Genomic DNA, 21,634 nt, shown 5'->3' on the forward strand with positions numbered 1-21,634 from the left:
CTCTGGAATCTGCTTTATGAACCGCATCTACCGTACCGTCTTCAATTTCCGCCTGGGCGTGGTCCAGGTGGCGGCAGAACATGTCCGCAGCCGGCGCAAGGCCGCATCCGGCTGCGGCACCGTGCTGGCTGGCGCCCTGTTGCTCGGGGCTGGCGGCGCGCTTGCCGCCGGGCTGCCGACCGGCGGAACGGTGGTGCAGGGCAGTGCGACCATTTCCACGCCGGCTGCCAACGCGATGCGGATCGATCAGGCCAGCGACAAGCTGATCACCAACTGGCAGAGCTTCGACATCGGCGAGGGTTACAGCGTCAGCTTCAACCAGCCTTCGGCTACCTCGGTGGCGCTCAACCGGGTGCTGGGCAGCGATGGCTCGCGCATCATGGGCCAGCTGAATGCCAACGGGCAGGTTTTCCTGGTCAACCCCAATGGCGTGCTGTTCGGGCGCAACGCCGAGGTCTCGGTCGGCGGCCTGGTGGCGTCCACGCTGGACATCAGCGACAGCGATTTCCTCAGCGGCAACTACCGCTTCGGCAGGGCCGGCGACTCGGCGGCGGCGGTGATCAACCTGGGGCGCATCACCGCGGCGGACGGCGGCGCGGTGGCGCTGCTCGGCGGCCAGGTGAGCAACGAGGGCGTGATCGTCGCCCGCATGGGGACGGTGGCGCTCGCGGCGGGTCAGGCGATCACGCTGGACTTTGGCGGTGACGGCCTGCTGAGCGTGCAGATCGACGAAGCGACGCGTGACGCGCTGGTGGAGAACCGCCAGCTGATCCAGGCCGATGGCGGCAGGGTAGTGCTGGCCGCGGCGGCGGCCGAGGCCCTGCTGCAGAACGTGGTGAACAACACCGGCGTGATACGCGCCCGGCGGCTGGAGAACCGGGGCGGCGAGATCGTGCTCGATGGTGGCGGCAGCGGCACGGTGAGCGTGGCCGGCACGCTGGATGCCAGCAGCGAGGATGGCAGCGGCGGGCAGGTGGCCATCACCGGCGAGGGCATCGAACTGAAGTCCGCCACGGTGGATGTCTCCGGCCTGAACGGCGGCGGCAGCATCGCGGTGGGCGGCGGCTACCAGGGCGGCGGCACGCTGGCCCACGCTGACTGGGTGAGGGTGGATGCCGGCAGCACCTTGAAGGCGGACGCGGTCGGCAGCGGCAATGGCGGCAGCATCGTGCTGTGGGCCGACGGCCAGACGCAGGCGCTGGGCCGCTTCTACGCCCGTGGCGGCGCATCCGGCGGCGATGGCGGCCTGGTGGAAACCAGCGGCCATGCGCTGACGCTGGATGGCATCGTGGTGAACACCAGCGCCAGCGCTGGCGCCACCGGGACGTGGTTGATCGACCCCGATGGCTTTACCGTCGGCAGCGGTGGCGACATCACCGGGGCCGCGCTGACTGCTGCGCTGGTCGACAACAACATCGAGATCAAGTCCACCGACGGCAGCGGCGAAGGCGGCGACATCGACATCAACGATGCGGTCTCCTGGTCGCAGAACACGCTGACGCTGACGGCGACCCACAACATCAACGTCAATAACGTGATGACGGTGAGCGGCAGCGGCGGCCTGGTGGCGAATTATGGCGCCGGCGTGGATGCGGACGGCGTGCCCTACGGCCTCTACACGCTGCAGAGCGCCACCGCCGGCAGCTTCGCCGGCCGGGTGGACATCAGCGGCAGCGGGGAAGTCTGGCTGGGCGGTGAGCAATACACCGTGATTACCGATGGGGCCCAGCTGGCCGCGCTGGAAGGTGGCAGCGGCAACTACGTGCTGGGGGCCGGCGTCACCTTCGACAACGCATACATCAACAGCTTCTCGGGCAATCTGAATGGCTTGGGGCACGAGATCAGCCACCAGAACAATGCAGGTACGGGTGGAACAAGCAATGGGTTGCTCGGAGAACTGGGGGCAGGCGGGAGCCTGAGCAACCTGGGCATTTACGGAGCAATCATCGGCGACGCGGGAGGCGGCACGGTAGGCAGCCTGGTCAATGTGAATCACGGCGATATCGTCAATACCTTCAACCGGAATGCGCAGACGGCGCTTACCAATACCTCTGTCATCGGGGGGGTGGTCGGCACCAACTACGGTTTGATCGCGGACAGTTATCAACTGGGCAACCTGGCGGCGACAACCGTTGGTGGAGGCCTGGCCGGTATCAACGAGGCCACCGGGCGGATCGTGCGCAGCGCGACGCGGGCGGTGAGCGGGGCGAGCAACCTCTCCGGGTCGGCTGCGACACTGGCCTATGTGGGCGGCCTGGTCGGTATCAACCGTGGCTACATCGGCAAGTCCTATTCAGAGATCTTCCTCTCTCCCTCGGGCAGCGGTGCCGGTGCAGTCATCGGTGGAAATTTCGTCGGGCTCAATGATGAAACAGGCGTCATCGACCAGAGCTTCGCGCTCCGGCGCTACTCGACGACGACGACGTCCGCGGGAACGAAGATTGGTGGCTTCGTTGGCGAAAACCGCGGCGGGATCTCCAATTCCTATTTTTACAACCAGTATTCCCGGATGACCTGGATAGGCGGGTTCGCCTACATCAACTCCGGGACGATCTCCAGTTCCTATGCCCAGGACACCAGCGTCCGCGGCACGACGCAGCGCTACGGCTTCGTCGCCATCGATGAAGGCGGTACCGTCATCGACTCTTACTACTCACATGGCTACTACAACGCGGTAGTGCCGTATGTACTGGAGAGCTCAAGCGCAACGGAGAACTCGCTGGTCTTCTCCAGCATCGCGGAACTCGCCGCCGCCGGCTTCGATACCAGCATCTGGGGGCGGGGCAGTGATGGCGGGCCCATCCTGATCAATATCCCCGTCTATGTCAGCAACAGCGGCGTGCAGTACGGCAGCAGCGGCGGCGCGGTCATCGGTTCGCTCACCGCGGCCGGGCTGCAGCGGGCGGATACCGTGGCGAGCGTGCTCTCGCAGCTGAGCGCGGCTTACCTCGATGCCGGAAGCTACGCGGCGGATGCGGTGCTGGCGGCGGGCGGCTACGGCGCCCTGCTGGGCCGGGTGACCATCACCCCCAAAGTGCTCACCCTCTCCGGCGTGGTTGCCGACAAGGTGTACGACGGCACCACCGCCGCCAGCCTGAATGATGAGGACGAGTTGTCGAATGGCGGGCTGGTCGGCCTGGTGGATGGCGAGACGCTGGAAGTCAGCTACACCTCGGCCAGCTTCGCCGACAAGAATGCCGGCAGCAGCAAGAGCGTCAGCGTCGGCTACACGCTGGCGGACGGCAGCGGCAAGGCCAGCAACTACACGCTGGCGGGCACCAGCAATGGCGACGGCAGCGGCACCACGACCACCACCGCGACGATATCCAAACGGGAGTTGGGGGCGGACGACCTGGCTGCGCTGGCCGCCGACAAGACCTACGACGGCAGCACCACGGCAAGCGCCAGCCTGGGCACCAGCGACAGCGTGGCGCTGGCCGACATCGCCGCCGGCAGCCTGGGGCTGGCCTATGGCAGCGCGGCCTTCGACGACAAGAACGCTGGTACGGACAAGGCGGTGACCGTCTCCGGCCTGTCGCTGAGCGGCAGCGACAGCGCCAACTACACCCTGAGCGCCGGGCTCAGCCTACAGGACCAGGCCGACATCACCCCCCGCGTGCTCAGTCTCAGCGGCAGCAAGCTGGTCGACGGCAGCACCACCGCGGAAGCCAGCCAGTTGCTGGCGCAGAACCGGGTTTCGGGCGACGGGCTGGTGCTCGCCGGCAGTGTCGGCCTGGCCGCAGCAAGCAGCGGCGCGCAGGCCATTTCGGATGTCTCCGGCCTCACGCTGTCGGGGGCGGATGCGGCCAACTACACCCTGGCCGGCGCCGGCGGCACCGTGGCCGTCAATAACATCGGCACAGCGGGGCTGGTGCTCGAACAACTGGTCAGCGGCAGCGCCTCGGCGAGCACCAGCGGCAGCACCATCACCATCACCCAGAACTCCGACAAGGCCATCCTGAACTGGCTGAAGTTCTCGCTGGGTGAGGGCGAGACCCTGGTGTTCGAGCAGCCATCGGCGAGCGCGGTGGTGCTCAACCGCGTCACCGGCAGCGATCCCAGCGTGATCGCCGGCACCCTGAGCGCCAACGGCCGCGTCTTCATCCTCAACCCCAATGGTGTGCTGTTCACCTCCACCTCCCAGGTGAGCGTCGCTGCCCTGGTGGCCAGCACGCTGGCGCTGGGCAACGACGATTTCCTCGACGACGCGCGCTTCCTGTTCGTCGCCGGCGCCAGCGAGGCCGGCTCGGTGATCGCCGAGGGCGACATCGTCATCGCCGACGGCGGCTTCCTGGCCCTGGCGAGCGGCCAGGGCGTGCGGCTGGCCGGCAGCCTGACGGCGGTGGACGGCGATGCGCTGCTGGTCGCCGCCACCCAGCTGCAGCTGGACACCGCGCCCGCCGGCCTGGCGGATTACGCCATCGCCGGCCTCTCCGCCACCGCCACGCTGGATGGCGCGCCGGTGCTGGGCGGCGGTCTGCTGGAAACGGCAGGGGCCAGCCTGGCGCTGAATGTGCAACCGGGCGCCGGCGCTTGGTCCCTGACCTTGCCCGCGCTGACGCTGGGCAGTACCTTCAGCGCCGCTTTCGTCCAGTCGCAACTCGCCCTGCTGGACCTGCGGCTCAATGCCCTGGCTGGCGACCTGGTGGTGGCAGACAACCTCAGCTGGAGCAGCGACCATGCGCTGGGGCTTGCCGCCAGCGGCAGCATCGCCATCCAGGGCCGCATCGCCGCCAGCGGCAGCCATGCCGGGCTCAGTCTCGACGGCAACTACGTCATCGACTCCGCCCGCCTGGATTACGCCGGCAATGCCGTCGGCCATGACAACGCCGGCATCACGCTCAGCGGCGCCGATGCCAGCCTGAGCATCGATGGCGTTGCCTACACCTTGCTGCGGGGAATGGATGACGTGTCGGCCATCGACGCGAGCGCTGGTGCAGGGTATTACGCGCTCGCCCATGACATTGACGCAGGCGGGACGAGCCATGGCGAGGCGGTGGTCGAGCGTCTCTCGGGTACCTTGGCCGGGCTGGGGAATTCCATCGTCAATCTGAGTATCGATGCCGGATTGAGCGATTACGTGGGCTTGATCGGACAGGCCGACAGCGGCGCCGTCATTCGCGACCTTGGCCTGGAGCAGGCTTCGGTGCGGGGCCACTCATATGTGGGCACCCTGCTGGGAGCAGGCTCGGGGGTGACCCTCCAAAACGTCTGGGCCACCGGCAGCGTGACCGGTGTCGCGGACGATACGGCCAGCGTTGATGGCAGCTATTACCTGGGCGGGCTGGCCGGTTCGCTGGAGAGCGGCAGCAGCGTCAGCAGGGCCAGGGCGTCAGTGGCGGTAGCGGCCAATGTCAGCGCGCTCGCCGATATCACCGGGAACATGCCGTCGGGCAGCACGGGGGGGCTGGTGGGCCGCCTGCGTGGCGCCTCGCTGACGGAGTCCTACGCGACGGGAGCCGTCGTCGGCTATTCCGGTGTCGGGGGGCTGGTCGGGACCTTGCAGGATGGCGCGGCGGTGACCTATTCATGGGCGAGTGGCGAGGTCAACGGTGGGTTGATCACGCTGCCGGATGGAAGTACGGCGACGACTGCCGGCAATGTTGGCGGGCTGGTCGGCAGCATGACCAACGGCTCATCGCTGGATCATGTGCGCGCCACCGGCAACGTGACCGCCGGTTACGTCGTTGGCGGCCTCGTCGGCAGCAGTACTGCGTCTTCGATCAGCAACGCGGCGGCCAGCGGTACGGTGACCTCCCGCTATGTGGAGACGGGGCATTTCTGGCACTGGAAGGTCGGCGGGCTGGTTGGAGAGAACATCGACGGCTCCATCACCAGTTCCTCCGCGAGCGGCGATGTGCTCGCCAATGACCGTAATGATCCGATCTACGACGCCTCGGATGTCGGTGGCCTGGTCGGCCGGAACAGCGGCAGCGGCACGATCTCGAACTCCTTCGCCACCGGCAGGGTGTCCGGTGGCAACAACACGGGCGGGCTGGTCGGAACCAACTTCGGCAGCATCGTGAATTCCTGGGCCAGTGGTGCTGTCGCGGGGACCGGTGCAGTCGTCGGCGGGCTGGTCGGCAACAACCCCGGCCAGATCTCGGCCTCGTGGGCGAGTGGCGCCGTGGCCGGGCGCTTCGATGTCGGCGGCCTCGCCGGGTCGAACACCGGCCTCATCGAAGACTCGTACGCCAGCGGCGACGTTGCTGCGACCGATCCCGGGCGCGGTGGCGTAGATCGTCTTGTCGGTGCCAATGGCGGAACGATAAGGAACTCCCGCGCAATTGACGGCAACGGTCCGGCGGAGCCGCCGGATCCGGAGGAGGGCGCGGGTTCCGGACTCGCGGAAAGCGTCGGGAATGCGGTGGAGGCTGCTGTTGCAGCGACGCGCAGGAGCGAGGAGGCGCCAAGCGCGCTGCCCGGGACGCAGTATGACTTCAGCGGCAACAGCAATGCCGCCTTGCAACTGCTCAGCGCGTTGATGACGGGAACTGGCGACAGCCGCGGCGGAGCGGCCGGTGAGCCAGGCCGTCCGCTGTCCGCGAGCCTGCGCCAGATCGAAGTGGACGGCATGACCTTCCAGCTGAGCGATGACGAGGATTGCGAAGGTGCTGCCTGCGCGCCCGCCCGCTGACCCCTTCCTCGGCTGGAGGCCGCAGACACCTCCCGGCCTGCCTTTCTCCCCATCACCATCAGGTTCTCCCATGAAGAAGAGACTGCTTGCAGTCATGCTGCCCTTGCTGCTGACAGCCGCAGCGGCGATCGCCGAGGAGCCGGCTGCGGTGGTTGTCGCCGACCCGCGCCCACCGGCGGCGGGCGTCCAGCTCCGCGAAATCCAGGATCAGACCCTTGCCCGCGCGCTGGGCGATCGCATGGAGCGCACCGCCATTCCTGGCCCGGACACCCCCTACGAGATCGACGACGGCGGCATGCCCCTGCCTGCCGGCCTGTGCGAACGCAGCCGCAGCGGCTGCCGCAAGGAGGCCGGGCGATGACGGCCATGCGTTCCATTCCGCTGCTGCTGGGCCTGGCCTGCGGCGGCCTGGCAATGCCGGCCGCGGCCCAGATTGCCCCGGGCGCCGGCCAGAGCCTGCGTGAAGTCGCGCCGCCCGCGCCCTTACCGGCCGAGCGCAAACTGGATCTGCAATTGCCCGAGGATGGCGCCGCAGCGGCGCAGCCGCTCCAGGGCGGGCCGACGGTGATGGTGCGGGGTTTCACCGTCAGCGGCAACCAGGCCATAGACAGCGCCGAACTGCTCGCCCTGCTGGCGGATCTGCAGGGCCGGGAGCTGGATCTGGGCGAACTGGAGAATGCCGCCGCCCGCCTGAGCCGCCGCTACCGGGAGCTTGGCTATCCCCTGGCCCGCGCCTATGTGCCGGAGCAGCGGATCAAGGACGGCATGGTCGCGCTGGTGGTGCTGGAAGGCCGTTACGGCGCGGTGCAGGTGAACAACGAATCGCCGCTGGGCGCGTTCGCCCTGGCGCCGCTGCGCGAACTGCATGTGGGCGAAGCGGTGCGGGCGGCAGCGCTGGAGCGTGCCCTGCTGCTGCTCAACGAGCGCGCCGGAGCCAAGGCGCGCGGCGTGCTGCGGCCGGGCAGCGAGGTCGGCGCCACCGATCTGTTGGTCGGCCTGGATGCGACGCCGGCCATCAGCGGCAGCCTGGGTTACGACAACGCCGGCAACCGCTATACCGGCGCCAGCCGCCTGAGCGCCGGGCTAGGCATCAACAGCCCGACGGGACTGGGCGACAGGCTGGACCTGCGGGTGCTGGGCACCGAGGAGAAGCAGGCGTACTACTACGCCGGCTACCAGCTGCCGCTGGGAGCGTGGGGGACCAGCGCCGGCATCAGCTACTCCTACCTGGAGTACGAGCTGGGCAAGGACTTCAAGGCTCTGGACGCGCATGGCACCGCGCGTGCGGCGGGCGTGTTCTTGAACCAGCCGCTGGTGGTCAGCCGCGAGCTGTGGGTGAATGCCCGCCTGCAGTACGACCACAAGCGCCTGTCGGACAAGATCGATCTCTACGGAACCGACAGCGGCAAGCGTTCCCGGGTGACCACGCTGACGGTGGATGGCAATGCCCGCGATGCCTTGTTCGGCGGTGGCCTCTCCCAGTTCTCGCTGAGCTGGAGCCTGGGGCAGCTCTCCCTGCGCAGTGCGGAGGACCGCGAGAACGACGACGCCAGCGCGCGCACCCGCGGCGGCTTCAACGTCTGGCGCACCACCCTGACCAGGCTGCAGCGGCTGGATGACCGTTTCAGTCTGTTCGGCCGTCTGCGCGGGCAGTGGGCGGATGGCAACCTGGACGGCTCGGAGAAGTTCGGCCTGGGCGGCCCCTATGGCGTGCGCGCCTACCCGCAGGGCGAAGCCCAGGGCGACGAGGGCTGGATCGCCAACCTGGAATTGCGCTATGCGCTGATGCCGGAATGGCAGCTGTCGGCCTTCCTGGATCATGGCCAGATTCGGCGGAACAGGCAGCCCTGGGACGATGCCGACAACCACCGCGAGCTGGGTGCGATGGGGGTGGGCACAGCATGGTCCAGCGAGCACTGGCGGCTGGAGGCCTACTCGGCCTGGCGTGTCGGCGATGCGCGGCCGGAGAGCGACAAGCACAAGGAGCCGCGTTTCTGGCTGCAAGCGGCCTGGTTGTTCTGAGCGCGCTGCCTCCCGGTTGCGAGCGGTAAACGGCAAAGGCCCCGGGTTTCCGGGGCCTTTGCCGTTTGGGATTGGGCGTGCGCCCAGGTGCTGCCTTGCTGCGTCTGTTGACGCTGTTGCCCTTTGCGGGGCTTATCTCTTGCGGGCCGCGGCAGCCTTGTGCTGGCGGGAGAGGGTGGCCAGCGCCAGCAGCGCGGCCAGCATCAGGGCCAGGCTGCCGGGTTCCGGCACGTGGTTCTCCGGCGGCAGGTCGGGCGTTCCCGGTGTAACCGGGGTGACGGGCGGCAGATCGGGGGTTTCCGGCGGCAGATCGCCGCTGAAGGGCTGCAGGTGGATCTCGCCGCGCTGGTCGATGCTGCTCACCACCACTGAGCCTTCGATATTGTTGTAGTTGGTCAGCGTCGCGTTCGGGGCCAGCACGCTGCCGCCGAACTGGCTGTACAAGGTGATGTCGGTGGCGTTATAGAAATTCCAGATGACGTGCGAGCCGATGGCCTGGGCGCTGCCGCCGAGGAAGTTGGCGAAGATGCTGATGACCAGGTCGTCGACGTTGAAAATCACCGTGTCGGCGCTGCCGAGGTTGAACTCGAACTCGCCGAGCTTGAACAGCGCGGTATCTATGCTGGTGAGGTCGAACACCGCCAGGCCGTTGGCATCCGCCACCGCGTTGAAGGTGGCCTTGTTGCCGTTGACGCTGACCGTGCTGCCGGTGCTGGGCAGGCCGGCCAGTTGCAGCGCCAGGTCGCGCATGGTGCTCTCGATGGCGGCGGTGCTGGGCTGGGTGGCGGCGGCGTAGCTGCGGCCGCCGTTGAAGTTGCTGCCGCTGGTGGTGCCGCCGACGTAGGCGTTGCCGCCGTTGAAGTTTACGCTGCTGGCGTTGCCGGCGACGTAGGCGCCCCCCTTGTTGATGTTGGCGTTGCTGAGGTTGCCGCCGACGCTGATGCCGCCGCCGTTCACGTTCAGTTTGGAGGCGTTGCCGCCCACCACCAGGCCGGCGTATTCGGAGGCCGGCATGTCGTTGGCGTGGAGCACGTAGTCGCCGCCGGTGACGTTGCCGCCGATGTAGGTACGGCCATCCACGTGGGAGCTGGACTTGGCGTCGCCGAACACCACCAGGTTGAACTGCTGCAGCACCTCGCTGCCGATCAGCGGGGCGGCGTGGGCGGAGGCGGTGAAGGTGGCACAGGCCAGAAATGCAGCGCAGGCACGGAAGGCGGTTCGGATGCGGTTGGTGCGCAAGCGGGCGGTCATCGTGGTGGCGTCGTTGTTTTTCGTCAGGTGGCGAAGGCGCTCGGGGGATTACACCTTCGAGGTATGACCGCCATGCTAGACGCGCGCGTGCTCTGCTGCCGTGCAATAAGTCACCAAAGGCCTGGATTCGCAAGCATGGGTTTACGTCGGTGCTCAGTCCGCCGGCAGGCCGCAGCCGCGCAGCACCAGGCTGGCGACATGGCTGCCGGCGCGGTCGAGCGCGGCGCGGTCCAGCCGTTTGCGGCCGAGCACCGCGCACACCTGGGGGGCGAAGTCGGCGTAGGTCTGCGTCAGCGCCCAGATGCTGAAGAAGAGGTGGGTGCTGTCCACCGGCGCCATGCGGCCGGCCGCGATCCAGCCGTCTATCACCCGTGCCTTGTCGGCCACATGGGCGCGCAGCTCCTGGCGCAGGAAGGCACCGATTTCCACCGCGCCGTGCAGCAGTTCGTTGGCGAACACCCGCGAGGCATCCGGCCGCGCGGCGGTGAGCTGCATCTTGGCGGCAACGTAGCCGGCGAGCGCCTCGCGCGGCTCGGCCTCCGGCCGGATGCGGTCGGTTTCCGCCAGCCACAGCGCCAGGATATTGCCCAGCACCGCGCGATAGACCTCGGCCTTGGTACCAAAGTAGTAATGGAGGTTGGCCTTGGGCAGGCCGGCGCGGTCGGCGATGGCGGCCATGGTGGCGCCCTGGTAGCCGGCGCCGGCGAAGACCTGTTCCGCGGCCTTGAGGATGGCGGCCTCCTGGCGCCGGCGCACGCGGCCCTTGGCCTCGGCGCCGGCGGTGGTTTTCTCTGTCTTCACTTGGTGCCGAACAGGCGGTCGCCGGCGTCGCCCAGGCCGGGCACGATGTAGCCGTGCTCGTTGAGGTGGCTGTCCACCGCGGCGGTCATCACCGGCACGTCCGGGTGGGCGGCGGCCAGCGCGGCCAGGCCCTCGGGCGCGGCCAGCAGGCAGACGAAGCTGAGGCTGTTGACGCCTTCTTCCTTGAGCCTCGACAGGGCGGCGCAGGCGGAGTTGCCGGTGGCGAGCATGGGGTCGACCACGATCACCTGCCGCTCCTCGATGTCCTCCGGCACCTTGAAGTAGTACTCCACCGGCTGCAGCGTGGCCGGGTCGCGGTAGAGGCCGATGTGGCCGACGCGGGCGCCGGGCAGCAGCTCGATCATGCCGTCCAGCATGCCGTTGCCGGCGCGCAGGATGGACACCAGGCAGAGCTTCTTGCCGCTGATGACGGGCGCGCGGCAGCTCGCCACCGGGGTGGTGATCTCGATCAGTTCGGTGCTGAGCTCGCGGGTGGCCTCGTACACCATCATGGAGGCGATCTCCCGCACCAGGCGGCGGAAGTTGTCGGTGGTGGTGTCGGCGCTGCGCACGTAGGTGAGCTTGTGCTGCAGCAGCGGGTGGTCGATCACGGTGAGGTTGGGATTCATCGGTGCGACTCCTGCGGGGCCAGGGGAGGGGGATTCAAAACACGGTGCCGTCGCTCTCCAGCTGCAGCGGCGGCGCGCCGCCGGGGCGGCGTTCGGCGGCGATGCGGCGGCCGGCGCTCCAGCTGCCGCCCTGCAGCACGCGGGCGAGCGAGAAGGCGGCGGTGGAAACGTCCAGCTCGGCGCGCACCGCCTCGGCCAGGCGGTCCAGCCCGGCCACCGTCAGCGCGCGCCATTCGACGATGGGCAGCGCATCCACCGTCCATCGGGTGGTGTAGAAGGCGGGGTGGCGCGGGGCGATGACGCCGAAATCCAGCAGCAGGCCGCCGTTGCGGTATTCCGGCAGGCCGGTGAGCGCATCCAGGCCGGTGATCTCCAGCCCGGCCGCCTGCAGCGGCTCCAGCAGCGAATAGGCCAGCCACTGCGTGAGCTTGTGGAAGGGCAGCAGTTCGTCGGCCAGCGCCGGGTGGCGCCAGCAGTCGCCCAGCGGCACGCCGGCGAGGCTGAGGCGGCCGGGCCACACCGGGCCGAGGGCGCGCAACAGCAGCGCCAGCAGTTCTGCGGCCGGCAGGCGGCCGTCCGTGGCAAGGGCGAACAGGTGGTCGACCAGGTTGCCCAGCCGCGCCGGCCGGCCGAACACCGCCGGCGTGGCTTCCACCACTTCGCCCAGGCGGTTGAGCAGCGTGGCGCGGCCTTCCAGCCCGAGCAGGGGGTTGCCGCTGCTGACCTGGAACAGCGCCCCCAGCATGGCGGCGTCGATGCGGCGCAGGGCGGCGGCATCGCTGCGCAGCGGCCGGGCGGGATCGTCCGACAGGGTGCCGGCGGCGAACAGCGCCAGGCTGGCGACGGCCAGGCCCTCGGAGCGCGTCAGCGGCGGCTGGTCGTCGGCCTCGTGGAAGCGCCAGTCCGGCCCGGCGCCGGCGTCCAGCAGCACGCTGGGAATCACCAGGTCCACCGCCACCCGGGCGCATTCGCGGGCGTCGCCGGCGAGCCCGGCGGCGGCCTGCAGCCCGGCCCAGCGGTCGCGGCCGCCGGCCTCGAAGTGGCGCCAGCGGCTGTGGTAGGGCACGGCCAGGTCGGGGTAGGCGCGGCGCACGGTGTCGGCCACGTAGGCGGCGCAGGGGGCGAGTTGCGCGCCGTGCCACTCGAACAGCGGCGAGTCGCCGGCTTGCACCCGCGCCATCACCGCCGCGCAGCGCTCCCGCACCGCTTCGGCGCGCAACAGCGCGGCGGCGGGATGGCCTGCCGGCACCGGGGTGTGCCAGCCGCTGCCTTCGTGGGGAAGATTCATCGGACGCTCCTCTGTTTGCCGCAGCGCGGGGTTGAGGAAATGCTGGAGCCTGCTTATCGACGTTCTGGCCGGCTCATTCGTGCAGCCCCCGGCCCTTGGCCTGCGCCAGTTCGGCCTGCTGCGGCGGCGCGGCCGGGGTGAAGTAGCCGGCGGCGAGCTTGGCGTCGATCTCGACCCGGGCGTCGGCCGGGATCAGCGCCTCCGGGATCGGCACCCGTTCCACTACCTCGATGCCGGCGGCCACCAGCGCGCCGTGCTTCATGTTGCTCATGGACGCCCAGCGGTCGATGCGGCGTATGCCCAGCCAGTGGAAGACGTCCGGCATCAGCTCCTGGAAGCGCATGTCCTGCACGCCGGCCACGCATTCGGTGCGCTCGAAGTAGGTCTCGGCGCGGTCGCCGCCGAGCTGGCGCTTGCGCGCGTTGTACACCAGGAATTTGGTGACCTCGCCCAGCGCCCGGCCTTCCTTGCGGTTGTAGATCACCAGGCCGACGCCACCCTGCTGCGCCATCTCGATGCAGACCTCGATGCCGTGCGCCAGGTAGGGCCGGCAGGTGCAGATGTCGGAGCCGAACACGTCGGAGCCATTGCACTCGTCGTGCACCCGGCAGGCCACCCGCGTCTGCGGCTGGCCGAGGGCGGCGACGTCGCCGAAGAAGTAGAGCGTCATCCCGCCTATCGGCGGCAGGAAGACCTGCAGGTCCGGCCGCGTCACCAGCTCGGGGAACATGCCGCCGGTCTGTTCGAACAGGGCGCGGCGCAGCTCGTGCTCCTTGATGCCGAAGCGGGCGGCGAGGCCGGGCAGGTACCACACCGGGTCTATGGCCGCCTTGGTCACCCGCACGTCGCCGTTGGCGCACAGGATGTCGCCGTCCGGCCGCAGGCGCCCGGCCGCGATCGCCGCCTGCAGCTCCGGCATGTTGATGTGAGCGGTGGTGACGGCGATGGTGGGGCGGATGTCCATGCCGGCGGCGATCTGCTCGCCGAAGGCCTCCGCCACCCGGTGGCCCCAGGGGTCCAGCGACACGATCTTGTCCGGTTCGCTCCACTGCGGATGCGGGCCGATCAGCGCGGCGGGCGAGGTGTCGGTGAGGTCGGGGCGGTGGTCGCGCTGCAGCTGGCCGGCGGCTACCGCCAGCGCGCGGTACACCGAGTAGGCGCCGGCGTGGGTGCCGATGGCGTTGCGCTGGGCGGGCTGGGTGAGGCTGGCGATCAGCGGTCCGCGGTCGCGGGCCTCGGCGGCGCCCCAGCGTATCGCCGGCGCCGAGCCGGCACGTACGCGGGGGTGCGAGGTGAGCATGATGTGCGATGCCATGATCCCTCCCCGGGGGCGGAGCCCCTTGCGCGGGTGGCTGCCGCTGCGGCCACCTGGCGCCATTGTGGCGCGACCGGCGCGATCCTGCCGGCCTTTCGAAATTGACCAATTGGTCAGGTTCGGCGAAGCCAGTTCCATGCCACCGGGGCAAGCCCGGGTTTTTCCATCCGGCGTGGAAAAATGCCGCACTGCGCTGGGGCGGCGGGGCTGACGACGGTCATGTTTTTGTGCAAGGATGGTGCGACGCAAGCGCGTTTGCCGTCGCCTCCGCCAGCTCGCGGCAGGGCGGCAAACCACCTGGCCGGACAGCGCTTCTGGCCTGCCGCGCAAGGAGGCGGTAAGCGGGTGGCATTCGCCTTGCAGTCATTGCTGCCGCGTGCTGGCCGTCTCCGGCCCCCACTCCGCTGCCGGACCCGCCATCCCGGCGCCGCCGGGCACGCTGTCTGCAACACCCCTTTCCCATTACAGAAAGCGAGCGTGATCCATGGACACGAAAAACAAGCTCAAGGCCCGGAATTTCCCTTCGGCGCAGGACGAGGTGAGCGCCGCCGCGCCCAAGCAGCCGTCCCGCTACGACGGGCCGGGCAGCGCCTTCCGCATGGCTTTCGCCGACACCGAGTTCCTGCTGCGCGAGGAACTGCGCCCGGTGCGCATGCAGCTGGAACTGATGAAGCCCGAGCTGGTGCAGCAGGACCAGGGCGTGGACTCCACCATCGTCATCTTCGGCAGCGCGCGCTTCAAGTCGCGCGAGGTGTCGGAGCAGATGCTGGCCGCCGCCCGCGCCGCCGAGGACGAGGCCGCCATCAAGCGTGCCGAGCGCCTGCTGCGCATGTCCCACTACTACGAGGAGGCGCGCCGCTTCGCCGAGTTGGTGACGCGCGAATCCGGCGCCCTGGGCGAGCCGGTTATCGTCTCCACCGGCGGCGGCCCCGGCGTGATGGAGGCTGGCAACCGCGGCGCCCACGAGGCCGGCGGCCGCAGCATGGGCATGAGCATCTACCTGCCCTTCGAGGAAGCGCCCAACCCCTACATCACGCCGGAGTTGTGTTTCCAGTTCCACTACTTCGCCATCCGCAAGATGCACTTCCTGATGCGGGCGGTGGCGCTGGTGAGCTTCCCCGGCGGCTTCGGCACGCTGGACGAGTTGTTCGAGGTGCTGACGCTGACGCAGACGCGCAAGATCCGCCGCCGCCCCATCATCCTGTTCGGCCGCGAATTCTGGGAGCGCCTGATCAACTTCGACACCCTGGTGGAAGACGGGCTGATCAACCCTGAGGACGTGGAGCTGTTCCAGTACGTCGAAACCGCCGAGGACGCCTGGGAGGCGATCAAGCTCGCCTACCGCATCGACGATCCGAAGTTCACCGCGCGGCAGATGCGCGGTTGATGTCGGCCCCGGGGAGCGCGGGCGCTTGCTGCAGCTTGGGCGACGCCCGCGTCTGGCCCGGTGCCTGCGTTGCCGGGTCTGATGCGGCAGGGCGGTTTTTCCATCCTGCGGCGCTGCGCACAGTCCGTGCCGGGCTTCACGCCAGCTAGCTGAAGGGACGAGCGCCGCCGCCGCACATTGCGGACCCGGCGGGTTCCAGGCCGCGCTGATATGAGCTGATGAGGGCCGCCCGGCCCGGTCTCCGCCAGCCCGGCGCCACAGGCCAGCGCACCCGCTCCCAGGCATGCCCGCCAGAGCGCGTCCGGGCGAAGGTCATCGCCGGGCTATCATGCTGGCATTGCCTTCCCGGTCCACCCGCATGTCCTCCGATGCCGTCCGTATCGCTCCCTACTGGTCCCGCTTCGGTGAGTTCCTGCGCTACCCGCTGCGGCTGGAAGCGCTGGCGGCCTGCCTGGCGGCGGGCGTGTTCAGCGTCGCGCTCGAATTCTTCTTCTCGCCGCTGAAGCTGCTGATGCAGGTCCTGCTGTGGGTGGCGGTGCTGCGCTATGCCTTCAGCGTGCTGGAGCGCACCGCCTACGGCTACCTGGACGACCGCTTCATGCTGTTCGAGTCGCTGCACGGCGGCCGCCACCTGCCCTACAAGCATTTCGTCGCCATCGTTGCCGGCGTGGTGGCCGGCGTCCTCGCCGCCATGCTGGGCGGGCCGCACTTCGGCGGGCTGGTGGGCGTGCTGCTGGGGGTGTGCTGGCCGGCCAGCATCATGGTGCTGGCGATCACCAACAACCTCGGCTGGTCGCTGTCGCCGCTGCGGCTGTGGGCGGTGATGCACGCCATCGGCATGCCCTACCTCGGCCTGGTGGCCTGCCTGTTGCTGATCACCTCCGCCAGCGGTGGGCTGATCTCGCTGCTGGAGCCGGTGCTGCCGGCCTGGCTGCTGTGGATGGCGGGCGGCGCGGCGGCGGCTTATTTCACCCTCGTCATGTTCCGGATGATGGGTTACGTGATCTACCAGTACCACGAGCCGTTGGGCTTGCAGCCGCGGGTGACGGCGGTGGCGGAAGAGGCACCGCAGGATGCCGCCCGCCACATCGCCGCCCTGCTGCGCGAAGGCCGCAATCCGGAAGCCCTGGTGCTGGCTCGCGCCGAGGTGGCGGAACAGCCCGCCTCGCGCGAAGCCAACCTGCGCCTGCACCGCCTGCTGCTGGCGATGCCGGATGAAGCCGAGGCGCTGCTGGCGCATGCCCGAGCCTGGCTGCCGGGGCTGATCGCCAACGACCGTTCCGGTCTGGCGCTGGAGGTAATCGAGGCGCTGTGGCGCAGCGCACCGGATTTCCGTCCGCAGCAGGGCGCCGAAGCGTTGGCGCTGGCCCAGCTCGCCTACGAGCGCCGCCGCTTCGACACCGCCGCTCGCCTGCTGAAGGGTTTTGACCGCCATTACCCCGGCCACCGCGACACTGCCGCCGCCTACCTGCTGGCGGTGCGTCTGCTCATCGAACAACGCCACGATTACGATCAGGCCGAGCGCTTGCTCGCCGGCCTCAAGCGGCGCTTCCCGGATCAGCTGAGGGAGGAGGTGGCGCGGCAGGAGGCGCTGCTCGCAAGGCTGAGGGCGGTGAGCCGCGTGCCGGAGCGCACTGGTGTCTGAGTTCCTTCTCCGTTGCGGGAAGAGCGCGCGCCTCAGCCTGCCTCAGTGCGCTTCGCCGGCAGCGGCCGGTGTCAGCGCATGCGCCAGTCGCGTCTGCCGCAGCGTCAGCAGGCGGCGGGCGCGGCTGAGGTCGCCGGCATCCCGGCAGGCGTCGGCCAGCCGCCGCAGCGCATCCGCCGCCACCGCCTCGTCGCCCGGCCGGGCCGCTAGCCGCAGCGCCAGTTTCTCGGCGCTGTCCAGGCGCTGGCATTCCAGCAGCCGGCCGAGGATGCGGCCCCAGGCGCCGCTGCTCAGCCGCGGCAGGCGCGGATGGCTGTCATTGAGCGCCTCTTCCACCGCCTGGCAGCCCACCTTGCGTGGGTGGGCGGCGGTGAGCTTCAGCAGGTGCAGGGCGGCTTCGCTGCGGGCCTGCGGCTGGTGGGCCAGGCGGGCGACGCGCAGATAGGCCTCCGCCGAGCCGGCATCTTCCGGCAGCGCGTGGATCAGGCGGCGGTAGTCGGCGGTGGCGCGGGCGAACTGCAGCTGCGCCACATGGTTCTCCGCCTGTGCCTGCAGCTGGGCGATGGACTCCGCCGCATCCTCCCGCTGCACCGAATCCGCGCTGCGCCAGCCGCGCCGCCAGCGATACAAGGCCACCAGCAGCGCCCCGCCGAGGAAGCCGGCGAAGTGGGCGAGGTAGTTGATGTTGGATTCGCTGTCGAAGACGAAGCGCAGCAGCAGTTCCTTCATCACCCACACCGGCAGGATGGCCAGCGCCGGCCAGCGGGCGACGCCGAACACGAAGATGAAGAAGTAGAAGAAGGGGATGCGGCGCACGCCGTACAGCACCAGGTAGGCGGCCATCACCGCCGATACCGCGCCGGAGGCGCCCAGGCCGTAGCCGGGCTGGGGGAAGAGCAGGTCGGGCACGGCGGCGCACAGGCCGCCGAGCAGGAACAGCGCCAGCATGCCCCAGCCGCCCAGTGCCGCTTCCACCGTGTAGCCGACGATGAAGAGGAAGGCCATGTTGCCCAGCAGGTGCTCGGTGCTGCCGTGCAGGAATATGTGCGACACCGCGGTGAGCGGCGTCGGCGCTTCGGACTGCAGCGCGTAGCGGGGGGTGACCCGCTGTTCCAGCAGCCCGTCGTAGTGGGTTCGCCGGCTGCGCCATTCGTTGTAGCCGGCGTCGGCCGGGGTGATGACCTGGCCGGCGTGCAGCCGGCGCATGAAGTCGGTGTCGGCGTCCATCGCTTGCTGGACCGGACCGGCCTTGCGCTGGGCCAGCGTTTGCCGCAGCCGCGCCGCTTCGTCGGACTTGCCGCGGGCGACGAGGTCCTGCAGGTAGGCGGGCAGTTCTTGCCGGGCCAGCCCGGAGCCGAGGTAGTACTGCTGTGCCGCCTGCATGCGTTGGGCATCCTTGCCCTGTATCAGGAACACGGCCACGCACAGCACGATCAGCAACAGCGTGGCGATGGGCGGTCGGCGCCAGTCGGGGCGCGCAGGCAGAGGTAGGATGATCATGGGATTGCAAGGGGGATGTCGTGCGCATGATTATAGTTGCGCCGCCGGGGATTGCAGGCTGGCGTTCGGCGGCGAAGGCCGGCGTTGCCGCGCCGGGCTCGCGGCCGGGCGGGGCAGGCCGGGCGGATGCCGCCGCGGCGGGCCGGCAAGCGGTGGTCGTGGCCTGCCAGCCGGGGCAGGGGCTATTGCTTTGGTGATAGTATCGGCAGGGCGATGACTGCGGGTTCAGCTGCGGTGCGGGCCGCGCGCCAGCCAGTCGCCGACGATGCGGGCGCTGAGGGCGAGGCGGCCGAAGTCGTAGCCGGCGAGCTCGGCGCGGCTGAGCAGGCGCAGCTCGGCCAGCTCGTGGTTGGGCTGGGGCACGCCGCTGGCGCGCAGGGCGTAGGCGATGATGAGCTGGTTGCGCTTCTCCAGCGTGTAGTGGCCGATGAAGTCCGCCCGGCTGGCCGCCAGCCCGAGTTCCTCCCGCGTTTCGCGCAGGATGGTCTGTTCCGGCGTTTCCTCGCGCTCGATGAAGCCGGAGATCAGCGAGAACACCTCGGGCGGCCACAGCGCGTTGCGGGCAAGGATGAAACCGGCCTCGGTCTCCACCAGCCCTAGCACCACCGGCGTCGGATTGTCCCAATGCACGAAGCCGCAGCCGGGCGCCGGACAGGCGAGGCGCTGCAGTTCATCGACCTGGCGTGGCGCCAGCGGAGTGGCGCACTGGGGGCAGAAGTTCATGGCGGGGCGTGGAGCGGCGCTGGCGGGCGGAAAGGCCGATGGTGCCTCGTCCGGCGGCGGATCGCCACATCGGCACCGGCGCGGTGGGACCGTGCCCGCCTGTAACGGCGCTCGATTTTCGCTTTCGACTGGATAGAATTACAGCCATGAACGCTCCAGCCCCCGGCGTCGAACTGCGCCCCACCGAGATGCCGGCCCCGGCCGGCGCCATCGCCCCCGCTTACCTGCAAAGCCTCAACCCCGCCCAGCGCGAGGCGGTGGAGTACGGCGTAGACGCGGATGGCGGCAGAACGGCCGGGCCGCTGCTGGTGATCGCCGGCGCCGGCTCGGGCAAGACCAACACCCTGGCGCACCGCGTCGCCCACCTCATCGCCAACGGCGCCGACCCCGGCCGCATCCTGCTGCTCACCTTCTCCCGCCGGGCGGCGGACGAGATGGGGCGGCGGGTGCAGCGCATCCTCGCCCGCGCCGCCGCCGAGCATCCGTGGCTGGCCCAGGCGGGCCTGCAGTGGTCCGGCACCTTCCACGCCGTCGGCGCCCGCCTGCTGCGGGAGTACGCCGGCCATATCGGCCTGGACCCGGCCTTCACCATCCACGACCGCGAGGACTCGGCCGACCTGATGAACCTGGTGCGCCACGAGGCCGGCCTCTCCAGCCGCGACAAGCGCTTTCCGCTCAAGGGCACCTGCCTGGCCATCTACTCGGCGGCGGTGAATACCCGCGCGCCGCTGATCCAGGTGTTGCAGTCCGCCTTCCCCTGGTGCGCCGAATGGGAGGGGGAGCTGAAGACGCTGTTCCGCGCCTATGTGCAGGCCAAGCAGACCCAGCAGGTGCTGGACTACGACGACCTGCTGCTCTACTGGGCGCACATGGTGGCCGACCCCGCCCTGGCGAAGGAGGTGGGCGGCCGCTTCCAGCATGTGCTGGTGGACGAGTACCAGGACACCAACGCGCTGCAGGCCGACATCCTGCTCGGCATGAAGCCGGACGGCCGCGGCCTCACCGTGGTTGGCGACGACGCCCAGTCCATCTACGCCTTCCGCGGCGCCACCGTGCGCAACATCCTCGACTTTCCGGCGCGCTTCGAGCCGCCAGCGCACCGGGTGACGCTGGAGCGCAACTACCGCTCCACCCAGCCCATCCTCGCCGCCGCCAACGCCGTCATCGCCCAGGCGGCCGAGCGTTACAGCAAGGAACTGTGGTCCGACCGCGAGTCCGCCGCCAAACCGCAGCTGGTGTCGGTGCGGGACGAAGCCGACCAGGCCGCCTTCGTCGTCCAGCGTGTGCTGGCGCGGCGCGAGGCCGGCGTGAAGCTGAAGCAGCAGGCGGTGCTGTTCCGCGCCGCCAGCCACAGCGCCCGGCTGGAAATGGAGCTCACCCGGCGCAACATCCCCTTCGTGAAGTTCGGTGGCCTCAAATTCCTCGAAGCCGCCCATGTGAAGGACGTGCTGGCGCTGCTGCGCTGGGCGGAGAACCTGCGCGACCGCGTTTCCGGCTTCCGCGTGGTGCAGCTGCTGGCCGGCATCGGCCCCAAGACCGCCGGCAAGATCCTGGACAACGTCTGCCAGTCGCCCGCCGGCTGCAGCCTGCTCGCCGAGCAGCCGGTGCCGGAGACGGTGCAGGTGGACTGGCGCGAATTCGCCGCGGTGGTCGAACAGCTGCGCCGCGAAGGCGCGCCCTGGCCGGCCGGCTTCGAGCTCGCCTGCCGCTGGTACGAAGGCCAGATGCCGCGGCTGTACGACGACGCCCAGGTGCGCCAGGGCGACATCCAGCAGCTGGCCCGCATCGCCGCCACCTACCCCAGCCGCCAGCGCTTCCTCACCGAACTGACGCTGGACCCGCCCAGCGCCACCAGCGACGAGGCCGGCGTGCCGATGAAGGACGAGGACTACCTCATCCTCTCCACCATGCACTCCGCCAAGGGCCAGGAATGGAACGCGGTGAGCGTGCTCAACACGGTGGACGGCTGCATCCCCTCCGACATCGCCACCCGCCACGCCAGCGAGATCGAGGAGGAGCGCCGCCTGCTCTACGTCGCCATGACCCGCGCCCGCGACAGCCTGGAGCTGGTGGTGCCGCAGCGCTTCTACGTCACCCAGCAGACCGGCCTGGGCGACAAGCACCTCTACGCCGGCCGCAGCCGCTTCATCTCCAACCGCATGCTGGCCAACTTCGAGCAGGTGACCTGGCCGGAGCCGCCGCCGGAGCTGAAAGGCACGCCGGACTCCCGTCAGGCGGCGCTGGACCTGGCGGCGCGGATGCGCGGCATGTGGGAGTGAAGGAGGCACAGGCCGGGGGTTTTCCCGTCTCCCCTCGCGGGAGAAGGGCCGGGGAGAGGGAGAGGCGTGCCACGCCGCAGCCACCGCGATTGCGCCCTTGCGGCCCCGCCCCGCCGGGTCCGGTGTTTGCAGGTAAACGCAAACACCCCCCAAGCCC

The 21,634-nt window shown here is 69.6% G+C and carries 13 protein-coding genes; 6 read left to right on the forward strand and 7 right to left on the reverse strand.

What is annotated here, in order from left to right:
* The first annotated feature begins 16 nt into the window (after positions 1 to 16).
* The 3 genes from GRF61_RS09945 to GRF61_RS09955 all read left to right on the forward strand — a co-directional run bounded on the left by GRF61_RS09945 (position 17) and on the right by GRF61_RS09955 (position 8,659).
* Positions 17 to 6,637, forward strand: a complete 6,621-nt coding sequence (locus tag GRF61_RS09945; protein WP_169150504.1) for a filamentous hemagglutinin N-terminal domain-containing protein — start codon at positions 17 to 19, stop codon at positions 6,635 to 6,637.
* A gap of 70 nt (positions 6,638 to 6,707) precedes the next feature.
* Positions 6,708 to 6,998 (forward strand): hypothetical protein, encoded by a 291-nt coding sequence (locus tag GRF61_RS09950; protein WP_169150505.1) that lies wholly within the window; start codon positions 6,708 to 6,710, stop codon positions 6,996 to 6,998.
* On the forward strand, positions 6,995 to 8,659 hold the full coding sequence (locus GRF61_RS09955; protein WP_211165870.1) for a ShlB/FhaC/HecB family hemolysin secretion/activation protein: 1,665 nt from the start codon (positions 6,995 to 6,997) through the stop codon (positions 8,657 to 8,659). Before GRF61_RS09950 ends, GRF61_RS09955 begins: the two co-directional genes overlap by 4 nt.
* Before the next feature lie 132 nt (positions 8,660 to 8,791).
* Here the strand turns inward: GRF61_RS09955 and GRF61_RS09960 are convergent, their stop codons facing one another.
* From GRF61_RS09960 to GRF61_RS09980, 5 genes are all read right to left on the reverse strand, one after another.
* Positions 8,792 to 9,910, reverse strand: coding sequence for a choice-of-anchor A family protein (locus GRF61_RS09960; protein WP_169150506.1), 1,119 nt, complete (start codon positions 9,908 to 9,910; stop codon positions 8,792 to 8,794).
* A 153-nt stretch (positions 9,911 to 10,063) separates the two neighbouring features.
* The gene (locus GRF61_RS09965; RefSeq protein WP_169150507.1) at positions 10,064 to 10,711 is read right to left on the reverse strand and encodes a TetR/AcrR family transcriptional regulator; all 648 of its coding nucleotides are present in this window, start codon (positions 10,709 to 10,711) and stop codon (positions 10,064 to 10,066) included.
* Complete coding sequence (upp, locus tag GRF61_RS09970; protein WP_169150508.1) at positions 10,708 to 11,340, reverse strand: uracil phosphoribosyltransferase; 633 nt, start codon at positions 11,338 to 11,340, stop codon at positions 10,708 to 10,710. Before upp ends, GRF61_RS09965 begins: the two co-directional genes overlap by 4 nt.
* A 34-nt stretch (positions 11,341 to 11,374) precedes the next feature.
* A complete protein-coding gene (locus GRF61_RS09975) occupies positions 11,375 to 12,628 on the reverse strand; it encodes a DUF1688 family protein (RefSeq protein ID WP_169150509.1) in 1,254 nt (417 codons plus the stop codon).
* A gap of 73 nt (positions 12,629 to 12,701) precedes the next feature.
* Positions 12,702 to 13,943, reverse strand: a complete 1,242-nt coding sequence (locus GRF61_RS09980; RefSeq protein ID WP_169150510.1) for a GTP cyclohydrolase II — start codon at positions 13,941 to 13,943, stop codon at positions 12,702 to 12,704.
* 484 nt (positions 13,944 to 14,427) lie between these two features.
* On the opposite strand from GRF61_RS09980, the gene GRF61_RS09985 reads away from it, so the two are divergent.
* Both GRF61_RS09985 and GRF61_RS09990 read left to right on the forward strand, forming a co-directional pair.
* Positions 14,428 to 15,330, forward strand: coding sequence for a TIGR00730 family Rossman fold protein (locus tag GRF61_RS09985; protein WP_169150511.1), 903 nt, complete (start codon positions 14,428 to 14,430; stop codon positions 15,328 to 15,330).
* A 358-nt stretch (positions 15,331 to 15,688) separates the two neighbouring features.
* A complete protein-coding gene (locus tag GRF61_RS09990; protein ID WP_169150512.1) occupies positions 15,689 to 16,975 on the forward strand; it encodes a hypothetical protein in 1,287 nt (428 codons plus the stop codon).
* Between the two features lie 42 nt (positions 16,976 to 17,017).
* Here GRF61_RS09990 and GRF61_RS09995 read toward each other — a convergent pair whose 3' ends face one another.
* A complete protein-coding gene (locus GRF61_RS09995; RefSeq protein ID WP_169150513.1) occupies positions 17,018 to 18,475 on the reverse strand; it encodes a rhomboid family intramembrane serine protease in 1,458 nt (485 codons plus the stop codon).
* Positions 18,476 to 18,700: 225 nt separating this feature from the next.
* Positions 18,701 to 19,198, reverse strand: a complete 498-nt coding sequence (locus GRF61_RS10000) for an NUDIX domain-containing protein (RefSeq protein ID WP_169150514.1) — start codon at positions 19,196 to 19,198, stop codon at positions 18,701 to 18,703.
* Positions 19,199 to 19,386: 188 nt separating this feature from the next.
* Between GRF61_RS10000 and GRF61_RS10005 the strand changes: the two genes are divergently transcribed.
* A complete protein-coding gene (locus tag GRF61_RS10005; RefSeq protein ID WP_169150516.1) occupies positions 19,387 to 21,477 on the forward strand; it encodes an ATP-dependent helicase in 2,091 nt (696 codons plus the stop codon).
* The last annotated feature ends 157 nt before the right edge of the window (positions 21,478 to 21,634 follow it).

The organism is Azoarcus sp. TTM-91 (genome assembly GCF_012911025.1).
Lineage (GTDB): Bacteria > Pseudomonadota > Gammaproteobacteria > Burkholderiales > Rhodocyclaceae > Azoarcus.